This is a genomic window from Enterococcus sp. HY326 (genome assembly GCF_026157065.1).
GTDB lineage: Bacteria > Bacillota > Bacilli > Lactobacillales > Enterococcaceae > HY326.
Window position 1 is genome coordinate 640,654 of record NZ_JANLGQ010000001.1, and the last position, 12,403, is coordinate 653,056.

Genomic DNA, 12,403 nt, shown 5'->3' on the forward strand with positions numbered 1-12,403 from the left:
CTTACTGCTATACACTAAAACATTTGAGAGATGGAGGAAGGAAGATGGAGTTATATCCTGAATTACGGCAGGAGCTGTTCAATGCCCTTGACCGCCACATTGATATTTTGCGGGATGTGGAATTAATTGAAAATGAAAGTTTGGATGGCGTGGTCTTTATGATGCGCAGCTTCGGCTTTATTTTTGACCGAGCACCGATGGTTCTATCCGGCAGCGATGAGCTGGAAATGAACTATATGATGTTCCAGTATTACAGCCTGTTGACAGAATTAAAATACAATCTGGCCTTAAATTATCCCTATGCAAAACTGCAGGGCCGGCCAATCATTGAGATTGTTGAAGAGTTCCCCACAACTTATGAAAAAGAAATGAAGCAATGGTGGGAGCAACACACTGGCTTGGATGTTCAAGAAACCAAACAAACAATTGAAATTAAAGATTTTGAATATTAAAAAAAGGTTGTCGCCAGCTAGAAATGCTGCGACAGCCTTTTTTATTTCTAAAAACCTTTAAAAGGATTAACTCTAAACAAATTTTACATTATAAACTTTAGCTCAATGCCACTATTAACAATTTTCTATTTCTTCAAACACTTCAGGATAAAGCAGTTGCAACACGTCCATCGTTAATCTTTGGCCAGCACCGGCAAAAGGATAGATGTGCATATGCATCGCCGGATTAAAATTAGCCTCGATAATGCCATACGCTGTCGATTCCTGCGTCGGCTCCACATTTAAATCCGGAATAATCAAATCAATTCCACTGATTACAGCTCCTAAAGCTTCCACCGCATCTGCGGCAATTTTTTTATAAGCAGTTGGCATCTCGTCGGTGAAATCAATCGAGTCGCCACCAGTACTGATATTGGAATTTTCCCGTAGATAGACAATTTGGCCCTCCGCTGGCACACTTTCAACCGTGTAGCCCTGCTCCTTTAGCATTAATTTTTCCAAATCCCCCAGCTGAATTAATTCTAATGGGGAACGATGGTTGGTTCCTCTTAACGGATCAAGATTTTTTTCGGCCACCAGCTCTTCAATACTGCGGCGACCATCACCGACAATATTGGCGGGAATTCTTAAGAGCACCGCCTTAACTTCGCCATCTAAAACAAAGAAACGGTATTCTGTCCCCGGCAAAAATTCCTCGACTAAAACGTCGCTGTCTTCTTTAAAAGCAATGGCTAAACCGGCTTGATAATCTTCAAAGGTAGCCCCTTCTTTAAAAATGGTGATGCCGATGCCGTAATTAGTCGACTTGGGCTTAATGACAAAAGCCCGCTGTGCAAATTCACCAAAAGCTGCTTCGGCACTAGCAATGCTGCTAAATTCTGAGCCCTTCGGCACATGAAAACCAGCTGTGTCCAAAATCTTTTTCGTCACGGTTTTATTTTCCATCATCAATGGGACAATAAAGACATCCTTGGCTGTCATATTGGCATTTTTGACATACTCTACGTGCTTTTTAAAATGCAGTTTTAAAAATTGATCGTTTTCATCTAAAACTTCCAAGCTGATGCCCTTTTGAATGGCATCAAACATTAAAATCTGCGTGGACAATTCCATTTCCCGATAACCCGCCAGCTGATAAGGGCGCTCATGAGCCGCTTGATAATAAGTCGTCGCCAGCTCAGTTGCCAAGGCTGCTTGACTGGTTTTTTCAGCGGCCGTTAACCAACGGGCCGCCAATGTTTCTGCGGGATTTTCGATAATCCTCTGGAAACCGGCAATAAATTCAGCCGCCTCGGCTAACTTGAATTCAGTAAGCATCTTACTCATTTCAGCAATCAACCACTGACCTTCTGCTTGCGCAACAGTTGGAGCTAACGGCGCTTCTTCCGCCACTTGATTGCTTAATTGATCACCAGCAGCCACCCATTGATCAGCCGCTGCATCTTCGTCAGTCCATAATAAAAACAGCATAAAATAATGAATGAAACGGACTTGATCGTGGCTGATGCCGATTCTTTCAAAGGGATTTAGATCAATATTTCGCAACTCGATATAGCGAATACCTTTTTTAGGTAGCTCCGACATCTTTTTGCCGCCCCGCAGACGAATTGGTGCATAAAATTCTTTTTCCTCTGAAAGCTTGCCGCTGTTAACCATTTCGGCGATATCAGCAATATATTTTTCTAAAGAGCTATAAGAAACTTGGACATCTGCATGATTGGTGTAGCCAAAACGACTGTTCCGCAGACTGCGCATCGGCTCTTGCGGCGCTTCATCAGTAAAATAATTAGCTTCGCTTAAAGGTGCCGCTCCAAATAAATAGGTCAACAACCAACGATAACGCAAAAAATTACGGGCAACTTTCATATATAATTTAGTTTTAAATTCTTCTGGACTGCTACACTCATTTTGCTTTTCGTAAAGGCTCGTCACTAGTTCAGGGGCGTACTCAAAATTAAAATGAATTCCGCTGACCATCTGCTTGCGTTTACCATATGCCCGAGCTAAATAGCGACGATATAAAACATCTTCAAAGCGGGCTAGCTTGGCAATTTCAATCTCGCTGTCTTTTTCCGGCAAATGCGGCGGCATACTTAAAGGCCACATCATTTCATTATCATTCATCGAACGCAGAGCTACATCGTGGATTGCCGCTAGCTCCCGCAAGACTTCTGTTTCCGTTTCCTTTACGCCGGTAATTAATTCCAGTTGGGTTTCGCTAAAGTCCGTTTGAATATAGGGATGGAAGCTGCGACAGCCCAAAACGGAGGGATGATCCGTTTGCGCCAGCTCCCCCTCTAAAGTGACCCGCTGACTTTCTTTTTCTAGACCAAAGCGGGCCTTTTCAAGATAAGGCAAGACACTAGTTGCTTGCATTAATGCTTTAAAATTCATGATTTCACCTTTCTGTTAGAGAATCTGCTCCGTATATTATAGCGGATTCTTAGGAAATAACGTACTAAACCGCTTATTATTTTCGCAGTTTTCGGGAAAGCTTTATGATAAATTCGTCAGAAAGGCTGGCTAGCTCGCTACAATAGTCCTCATGAAAGAGGGGCCCTGTTGTTTGATAGTCTTCAATTGCATTTAAAAAGCGAGGCACACAGCTGGTCATCTCGCCATTTTTTAAAAGATAAATAATGCTGACATATTCACCAGCAGACTTTTGAAAATTACTATTTGCTTGAGCCCGCTGAAAAACCGCCATCGCTTGTGGCAATTCGACTGCGGCTAAACAATTTTTTTGGAAACTACTTTGCGCCTGCACCCTTGAAATTTCCTCTTCATCAAAAATAATCCCATACTGATAGCCATAATTTAAATAATTGACAGAAATCCCCTCCTGAGGTTTTCTAGGGGTCAGCAGATATTTTTCGGCAGTCAACAATTCCTCAAAAAAAAGCCTGTCAGCACCGATTTCTTGAAAATGTTGAAAGCGTCGATTTAAAAAATCGATGCCGGCGCTAATTTGTTGCAGCTCCTGAATTTTTTCTGTCAGCTTACTTTGCTGGGCCTGTAGCATCTGACTTTTCCCTTTGAAATCCGCCGCCTGAAAATAATGCTGAATCTCCTTGAGGGACAAGCCGATTTCTTGAAACAGACGAATCGTGCTCAAGCGATCCGTTTGATACAAATTGTAATAGCGGTAGCCCTTCTCATCCACCCGCACTGGTTTCAGCAAATCAATCTCGTCATAATAAAATAATGTCCGCTTAGAAATGCGGCACAGCTTGGCAAAAGCGCCGGTCGTCAATTCATTTTTCATTTTTTTTAACTCCTGCTTGACTATAACCTAACGTGATAGTTTATAAATAAAGTATAGCAAATAATTGAGGTGAAAATCATGGAACACGTTTCGAATAAAAAATTATTTTTCTTTTCCCTGCCCTTGATTGGCAGTTTGCTGACGCAACAGCTCTATAGTGCCGTCAGCATGATTATCGTCGGACAAACATTAGGTCCCAATGAGCTGGCCGCTATCGGCAACGCCAGCAATCTATTAATGCTGTTTATCGTTATTTCTGGTGGTATCGAGTTGGCTGTAGAAATTATTTTTTCCCGTTTTATCGGCAAGCAGCAATTTAAAAAACTTTCTCAAAGTATCGGGAATATTTTAGTGCTGGCCATTCTCGCCGGCTTAATTCTGACTGTCATTGGGATGCTGCTACTACCAGCCGCTTTAACTTGGATGCAGGTGCCAGAAAATCTGATGGCCGATACCCTGACTTACAGCCGCATTTATTTACTTGGAGTGCCCTGCATTTATCTCTATGATATTTCCCGAGCAATGCTCTTGACCTTTGGCGAAGCCCGCAAAAGTTTTCTATTAGTTTTAAGCTCATCTCTCTTAAACATTCTTTTGAATTTAATTTTTATTCTAGTCTTTAACTGGGGAATTGCTGGCGCTGCCTTGGGAACGGTCTTTGCTCAGGCTGCCTTGATGGTGGTCAGCCTATTATCTCTTCACAAAAAAGCCCAGAGCTTCCCAGATTTTTCACTGAAAATCCAAATGTCGTGGCAATTGTTAAAGGAATTGGCTCACATCGCTCTGCCTTCGATGTTTCAGCAATTTGTGATTACCTTTGCCTCCGTTTTGCTGCAGGCCTTAGTCAATCCTTTAGGAAATGAAATCATCATCGGCTACGTTGCCATCACACGGGTCTTAAATATCAGCCGAATTGTCATCTCTGGATTTTCCCAGACGCTGTCGATTTATTCTGCGCGGGCTTTTGCGGCAGAAGCCAGTGCCGCCTTGAAACAATTTTATCGCTTTTTAGTGAAAATTTCTGTTATCTATGGACTAATCGTCAGTCTTGTGATGGTAATTTTTGCTCGTCCCCTCTGTAATCTCTTTTTCGATTCCAGCAGCCATCCAGCGGCCTATAACTTTTTTTTCAGCTATCTTTTGTTTAGCAGCTTGATTACGCTATTAACAGTCTTTAAATTTATGAATGAAAGCCTTTTGCGTAGCAGCCTCTCCATGCGCAATTATCTGATTTGTAATGTTGGTGACCTAGTGATTCGAATTACAGCAACCTCGCTTTTGATTCCGCTAGTCGGGGCCCATGCTTTTTGGTTAGGTGAATTAATCGGCCGCAGCTTCTCCTTCTTGGCTTCCTTTGGCTTTATCAAAGGTTTGAAAGAACGTCTCCAACAAGCATGGCTTCCCAATAACAATAAAAAAGCCCTCTCATAAAAAAAGGCTACAAAGTTTATTCTGTAAATTGTAATGCCCCCATCAGTTAGATTTTTAGTCTAACTGATGGGGGCATTATCTTTATGACGACAGTCACCATTAAAGAGCTGTCCAAATAATCAGCTTGGCATTTTTTCCACCGCCACTATATTCATAAACGGCAATTTGCTGGTCATCGGCGGCCACGCCATAGCAAAATTCAGAATCTCTTTTTTCAATTTCTGCGGCCAAGTATTGTTTCGTATTATCCAAAATATTACTGATTCTCCCGTTTGGTAGCAGACAGGTCAGATTAATATAATCACCATTCATAGTTTTCAGCTCGGTAATCTCTTTCAGTTCAGGAATGCCCAAACTGTGCAGCCGCTCCAGAATTTTCTCAGTCATTTTTCTGCTCCTCTCCTTTTACAATGTGATATTTTAATTATATCATAGGACAGAAAGCGTTATCAAAAAAGTGTCATAAAGTTATTCTTTTGTTGGGAAAAATGAAAAAACACTGGAGTCTGACTAAATCGGACTTCAGTGTCTCCATAAAATTTATTCTTCCTTCAACAAGCCTTTAAACAGACCAATTACAAAATCATTTGGCTCAAATGGTTCTAAGTCATCGATGCCTTCACCTAAGCCGACTAATTTCACCGGCAAATGCAGCTCATTGCGAATTGCTAACACAATCCCACCTTTAGCGGTTCCGTCTAATTTAGTTAAGACTAAACCAGTGACATCAGTTGTTTCCTTAAATTGTTTCGCCTGGACCATCGCATTTTGTCCAGTCGTCGCATCCACCACCAATAGCACTTCATGGGGCGCATCTGGCACTTCCCGCTGAATCACACGTTTGATTTTTTCCAACTCGTTCATCAAGTTAACTTTGTTTTGCAAACGGCCAGCAGTATCCACTAATAAAATATCTGCCTGCTGTTCTTGCGCCTTAGCCACCGCATCATAAACGACAGCCGCAGGGTCGCCGCCAGCTTTGCCACGAACGACTTCGACTTGGGCCCGCTCACCCCAGACAACTAATTGGTCAATCGCGCCTGCCCGAAACGTATCCGCCGCCGCTAAAAGCACTTTTTTGCCAGCTTCACGGTATTGATTCGCCAATTTGCCGATACTCGTGGTTTTACCAACCCCGTTGACTCCGACAAACAGCATGATTGTCAATCCTTCAGGCTGTACATTTAGCGCATTGACCTCATCCACCCCTTCAGATTCATAGAGGTCGACTAATTTCTCAATGATAACATTTTGAACTTCCTGCGGCTTTTTGACATTTTGCAGCTTCACTTCCTGACGCAGAGCCTCAGTGATTTTTATTGCTGTGTCAAAGCCGACATCAGCTCCGATTAAAGTTTCCTCCAACTCTTCAAAAAAGTCTTCATCAACCGTTCGGAAATTCGCAAATAATTCATTCATCCGCTCGCCAAAAGTTTTACGAGTCTTTTCTAAACCCTGCTCGTATTTCTGTTGGACTTCAACTTCCTCCGGCGTTTGAACCTCTTCCGTCTCGCCAGTAAAAGCCTTTTTGATCTTATCAAAAAATCCCATGGAATTTCCTCCTAACTCATTTTAAAGTATTAAATTTCTTGACTGAAATTTAGTCTGTTTTTCGTACGTATATCATTCCACTAAACAAGAGGGACTTTGTCTATTGCCAAAAAGTGGAACTGACATCCTAACTCATTTTAAAGTATTAAATTTCTTATCAGAAATTTAGTTTTATTTTCGTACGTATATCATTCCACTAAACAGGAGGAACTTTGTCTATTGCTAAAAGTGGAACTGACATCCTAACTCATATTAAGGTATTAAATTTCTTGACTGAAATTTAGTTTTATTTTCGTACGTATATCATTCCACTATACTGCAGGGACCTTGTGTACTGCTAAAAGTGGAACTGACATCCTAAATCATTTTAGTCTGATTGCCACAGCTTACTCACCAGTAAAAACAAATTTTTCGATAACAGCGGCCACGCCATCTTCATCGTTGCTGGTGGTCACATAGTTGGCAATTGCTTTGACATCAGGTACAGCATTAGCCATAGCGACACCGACACCGGCGTATTCAATCATTGGTAAATCATTCTCTTCATCACCGATTGCCATGACTTCTGCGGCGGTTATTTTTAAGTATTCTGCCAGCAAAGAAATTCCATAAGCCTTCGTCACACCCTTAGGCATAAATTCTAGCAGATTAGCCCGACTTTTTATAATTTCATATCTGGTATATAAATCCTGTGGAATGTCCGGGATTTTTTGATCCAAAACAGCCGCACTATAAGCCATGACAGCCTTATTATACGTTCCTTCATCATTGATTGCTTCAATTTCAGTCGGAATAAAATTCAGCAAATCATTTAAGCTTTGATAAATCGAATTATGCCCAGGAGTTGTCGTTAGCTGCAGGACATCATCATCAGCCAAAACATCCACTGGCAGTTCAAGTTGCTTGCCTAGCTGATAAATTTCTCGAACATTGGCTGTTGTTAAAGCTTTTTTGGCTAAAATTTCACCGGTATCATTTTTTTGAACCAAGCCGCCATTAAAGGTGATGCTGTAATCACCAGCTTCTTCTAAACTCAATTCCTCCAAATAAACTTCAATCCCTCTTAAAGGTCGGCCAGTACACAGCACAATTTTTACTCCGGCATCTTTGGCTTTTTGTAAGGCCAGTTTATTTGCCTCAGAGATTTTCTTTTCGCTATTTAATAAAGTGCCGTCTAAGTCAATTGCAATTAGTTTAATCATGAAACGCTCCTTTGTACTATCTGAAAACTTTTGCAGCCATTACAAACCAGTCATACTAGCTTTTTAGCCACTATTTATTTCAACTTAATCATATAGATAGAATTTTACTTACTGCGCCTCCGCCGAAATCCTACCACCTTCAGTAACATCCTCCAGACGTACCGAAACAATTTTAGACACGCCGGATTCCTGCATGGTGACACCATATAAAACATTGGCGGCTTCCATCGTACCTTTTCTGTGGGTCACAACAATAAATTGCGTGTCGCTTTGGAATTGGCTGAGATAATGGCCGAAACGCGAAACATTTGCCTCGTCTAAGGCAGCCTCCACCTCGTCTAAAATACAAAACGGAACTGTCCGCACTTGAATAATTGAAAACAGCAGAGCGATAGCCGTTAAAGCTCGCTCGCCTCCTGATAATAGGCTCAGACTTTGCAGCCGTTTGCCCGGTGGCTGTGCCTCAATTTCGATTCCCGTATTTAATAAATCTGTCGGGTCAGTCAAGAATAATTCCGCCCGACCACCACCAAACATTTTTGGAAAGACGGCTTTAAATTTATTGCGGATGGCATCAAAGGTTTCACTGAAACGCAGTTTGACCTCTTCATCCATTTCCGCCATCGTGGTAAATAATTGTTCTTTGGCGGATAATAAATCATCCCGTTGGCTAACTAAAAATTGATGACGCTCATCCACTTGTTCAAACTGCTCGATGGCGTTTAAATTGACTGGACCGAGTCGCTCGATGTCGGCTTTTAATTGGCGCACTTCTTTTTTAGCTGCCGTTAAATCAGACGTTTCTTGATACTGCCAGACAGCCGCTTCATAGGTCATGCTGTATTCTTCCTGCAGGTAAGCAAGAAAATTATCCAATTGCAGCTCCCGCCGATTTTTTTGAACTTCTAAATTGGTTTGGGTGGCCATCAGATTTTTTTGTTGCTGATTGGCTTCGGTCAATTGGTTGTCCAATTGGTCGACTTGTTCCTGTAAAGCCTGCCGCTGTTCTTTGGCGGCAGATAATTTCTCTTTGATTTCTGCTAGAGCGCGGCTCAATTCTTCCCCTTGAGCCACTAAACTTTCTTCCGTCATTTCAAAATCAGAGGAAGCATTGCTTAAGGCCGCAATTTGACTGACTAAATTATCCCGTCGATTAGCAGTGTCTCGTTCTTGCTCCACCAAATTTTGGAGCTGACTTTCCAAATGAGTTTTCTGCTCCTTGGCAATCGCCAACTTGGCCGTTTGCTGGTTTTTTTCCTCCTGCAAACGCTGGCGGGTTTCCTCCACCAATTCGCTTTCCTGACTGATGGATTTAATTTCTTGATCAATATCGGTCAATTGCGTCGCTAGGGTGGTTTGTCTGTCCGTTAGCTCGGCTTTTTCCTGTTGGTATTCGCCGATGAAACGCTGCAGCTCTGTGGACTCCATTTGGAAAATCTGTAATTCTTTTTGAGCCCGCTCTAATTCATTTTCCTTATTAGCAAGCTGATTTAAAATTTCTTGTTCTTCTAAACGGGTCGTTTCCCCATGACTGCGAAGGGCCTCTAAGTCAACCTCTTGCTTTTTCACAACAGCTTCTAACTGTTGAACCTGTTGTTCCTTTGCAAATTGCTGCGCTTCAATTCGTTCCAATTCTTGGCTGAGGTGCTGCAATTCTTGGCCTTGACTGAAGAGACTGCCTTGATTGCCTTTTTTGCTGGCACCACCGGTCATCGAACCGCCGGCATTCATCACGTCACCTTCGAGGGAAACAATCCGCACCTGATAATTCAGCGCCTTCGCCAGTTGGTTGGCACTGGTCAAGTCTTTGGCAATCACAATATGCCCTAATAAATTTTCTGCAATATTAGCAATTTTGTCATCATAACTGATTAATTGACTTGCAATTCCTAAAAAGCCGGGCACATCTTGGGCCTTTTTCACTTGGGAACTGTTTAAGGAACGAGGCTTAATCGTTGTCAGCGGCAGAAACGTTCCACGGCCGCCTTTGCGTTCCTTCAAAAAAGTAATCCCGTTGCGGGCATCTTTTTCTGTTTCCACAACAATATTTTGCGCTGCGCCCCCTAAAGCCGTTTCAATTGCTAAGGTGTAATCTTCTGGCAATGTTAATAACTCTGCCACGGCGCCGATAATGCCGCCAAGCTGCTCTTGGTTTTGCAAAATCAAACGGACACCATGATAAAATCCAGTGTAATTATCTTGAATATCCTGCAGGCTTTTATGGCGAGCTTTAACCTGTTGCAGCCGATTCATCAGCTGATACATTTCCTGCTGCGCTTCTTTAAAACGAGCGCTCCCCTGCTGTAATTCCTGTTGGGTCTTTTGATAATCCTTTAATTGCTTGGCAATTTGGTCTTGGACGGTCGTTTTTTTCTCAGTTAAATCAGCCACTTGCTCAACCAATGCCGCCTGTTGCGTTTCCAACTGCTGATTTTTAGTCAGCGCCTGCTGGTTTTTAACCATCTCCTGCTGATAGGTCCGCTCCAAATGTTTTAATTCATTGTTAGTGCTGGCTTGCTCTTGCATTAACTCAACGTATTGGCTGCGCAAATCTTCAATAATTTCCTTAGAAGATTTTTGATATTTGATTAATTCACTTTCAGTGGCCGCAATTTCGCTGCTTAAAAGAGTCATCTCTTCTTCTTTTGTTAATAAATTGCGTCGCAAATCAGTTAATTGTTGACTAAACTCGGCTAATTTTGCTTCGGCTTCTTCGACAGAGGCTTGATATTCCTGGGCATTTTTCAAGGTGTTTTGTGAGCGTTCCTTTAAAACATCCTTTTGCCCTTCAGCTTGTTTTAAAGCTTCAGTCAATTGCAGTTGCTGTTGATTGAATTGGTCAATCTGCTGGTCGGTTTGGCTGCGGGTTTGCCGCAAATCAAATAATTTACTTTCAGCGTGTTGAATCGCTTCACCGACCTCTGTCAATTGCTCCGCTAAGACAGCCAGTTCTGTTTTTTTAGTTTCCCAATCGGCTTTGGTGCTGCTGACTTCAGTAATGACGGCACTGATGTCGATTGCCGTTAATTTTTCTTTTAAAGTCAAAAATTCTTTAGCAGCTGCACTCTGGGCCTTCAAAGGTTCCAGCTGGTCTTCCAGCTCATAGATAATATCTTGAACCCGGCTTAAATTGTCTTCTGTCTCAAATAATTTCTGCTCGGCTTTTTTCTTCCGCTGTTTATATTTTAAAACACCGGCTGCCTCTTCAAAAATTCCGCGCCGGTCCTCTGGCTTACTGGAAAAAATCGCTTCGACCTTCCCTTGGGAAATAATCGAAAAAGATTCCTTGCCTAAACCAGAATCCATAAATAAATCTTGAATGTCTTTTAGACGACAGGCTTGCTTATTAATGAAAAAGTCACTTTCACCAGTCCGACGTAAACGACGGGTCACACTGATTTCACTAAAATCCAGCGGCAGATAGTTGTCGCTGTTATCTAGAACAATCGTCACTTCCGCAATGTTCAAAGGTTTGCGGGATTCAGAGCCGGCAAAGATAATGTCCGGCATCTTGCCGCCCCGCAGGCTTTTAGCGGACTGCTCCCCTAAAACCCAACGAATCGCTTCGGTGATATTACTTTTACCGCTGCCGTTTGGACCCACGACGGCGGTTAACTTATTTTCAAAATCAATCACCGTGCGATCAGCAAAGGACTTGAAGCCGGCTATTTCTACTTTCTTTAAATACACAAAATCGCTCCTAATTTGTTTCGGATTCAGCTAATTGCTTCAGGGCATTTTCCGCTGCAGCTTGTTCTGAAAGCTTTTTGGATTTCCCGTGGCCATCGCCGATTTCGCGACCATCCAATAAAACTTTAGTCCAAAATTCCCGTTCATGGGCAGGACCTTCTTCTTTAATTAATTGATAGTCGATTTTAACATCGCCATTTTTTTGTAGAACTTCTTGTAAACGGGTCTTAAAATCCATCTCATGTGAAAAAGCACCATTGGTTACTTGGGGAAAGATAACTTTGCTGATAAACGCCAAAACAGCGTCTAATCCTTGATCTAAATACAAAGCCCCTAAAAAGGCTTCAAATAAATCACACAATAAAGCAGGGCGCATCCGCCCGCCGGAGTTTTCTTCGCCTTTTCCTAGTAACACATACTGGTCAAATTGACATTCCTTCGCAAATTTTGAAAGACTGTCCTCTCTGACAATTGCTGAACGCAGCTTCGTTAAACGACCTTCAGGTAAATCTGTGAAGGTGTCATATAAAAATCGGGAAACTAATAATTCCAAAACGGCGTCCCCTAAAAATTCTAAGCGTTCATTGTCAGATAAATGCAAGTTGCGATGCTCATTCACATAGGATGAATGGGTGAAGGCCTGTTCGAGTAAATCGACATGATGAAAAACAATTTGATAGTTCTCCTGTAGCAATTTGGTCAACTGGTGATTCATGTTCCCATTCCTTTCCAACTTGGTTGCAGATACTGTTCTATTATACTGGTTTTTCTCTTCTTTTGAAACTTTAAGGAGATAAAAAAAGAGGTTATCA

9 protein-coding genes are annotated in these 12,403 nt (G+C 42.1%); 2 read left to right on the forward strand and 7 right to left on the reverse strand.

From position 1 onward, the window contains the following. Positions 1-44 precede the first annotated feature (44 nt). Complete coding sequence (locus ORH16_RS03160; RefSeq protein WP_265456155.1) at positions 45-452, forward strand: hypothetical protein; 408 nt, start codon at positions 45-47, stop codon at positions 450-452. A 114-nt stretch (positions 453-566) separates the two neighbouring features. On the opposite strand, the gene gshAB is transcribed toward ORH16_RS03160, so the two are convergent. Together gshAB and ORH16_RS03170 are read right to left on the reverse strand one after the other, a co-directional pair. Beyond that, the gene (gshAB, locus tag ORH16_RS03165) at positions 567-2,846 is read right to left on the reverse strand and encodes a bifunctional glutamate--cysteine ligase GshA/glutathione synthetase GshB (RefSeq protein WP_265456157.1); all 2,280 of its coding nucleotides are present in this window, start codon (positions 2,844-2,846) and stop codon (positions 567-569) included. A gap of 76 nt (positions 2,847-2,922) precedes the next feature. Continuing rightward, entirely contained in the window at positions 2,923-3,717 is a 795-nt protein-coding gene (locus ORH16_RS03170) for a MerR family transcriptional regulator (RefSeq protein WP_265456159.1), read from the reverse strand. Between the two features lie 78 nt (positions 3,718-3,795). Between ORH16_RS03170 and ORH16_RS03175 the strand changes: the two genes are divergently transcribed. Beyond that, on the forward strand, positions 3,796-5,148 hold the full coding sequence (locus tag ORH16_RS03175; RefSeq protein ID WP_265456161.1) for an MATE family efflux transporter: 1,353 nt from the start codon (positions 3,796-3,798) through the stop codon (positions 5,146-5,148). A 99-nt stretch (positions 5,149-5,247) separates the two neighbouring features. Here the strand turns inward: ORH16_RS03175 and ORH16_RS03180 are convergent, their stop codons facing one another. From ORH16_RS03180 to rnc, 5 genes are all read right to left on the reverse strand, one after another. Then, positions 5,248-5,535 carry a hypothetical protein gene (locus ORH16_RS03180; protein ID WP_265456163.1) on the reverse strand — a complete coding sequence of 96 codons (288 nt, stop codon included), beginning with the start codon at positions 5,533-5,535 and terminating at the stop codon, positions 5,248-5,250. Positions 5,536-5,688: 153 nt separating this feature from the next. Then, positions 5,689-6,699 carry a signal recognition particle-docking protein FtsY gene (gene ftsY, locus ORH16_RS03185; RefSeq protein ID WP_265456165.1) on the reverse strand — a complete coding sequence of 337 codons (1,011 nt, stop codon included), beginning with the start codon at positions 6,697-6,699 and terminating at the stop codon, positions 5,689-5,691. Between the two features lie 386 nt (positions 6,700-7,085). Next, a complete protein-coding gene (locus ORH16_RS03190) occupies positions 7,086-7,901 on the reverse strand; it encodes a Cof-type HAD-IIB family hydrolase (RefSeq protein WP_265456166.1) in 816 nt (271 codons plus the stop codon). A gap of 108 nt (positions 7,902-8,009) precedes the next feature. After that, entirely contained in the window at positions 8,010-11,591 is a 3,582-nt protein-coding gene (gene smc / locus ORH16_RS03195) for a chromosome segregation protein SMC (RefSeq protein ID WP_265456168.1), read from the reverse strand. 10 nt (positions 11,592-11,601) lie between these two features. Then, on the reverse strand, positions 11,602-12,306 hold the full coding sequence (gene rnc, locus ORH16_RS03200; protein ID WP_265456170.1) for a ribonuclease III: 705 nt from the start codon (positions 12,304-12,306) through the stop codon (positions 11,602-11,604). Between the last annotated feature and the right edge of the window lie 97 nt (positions 12,307-12,403).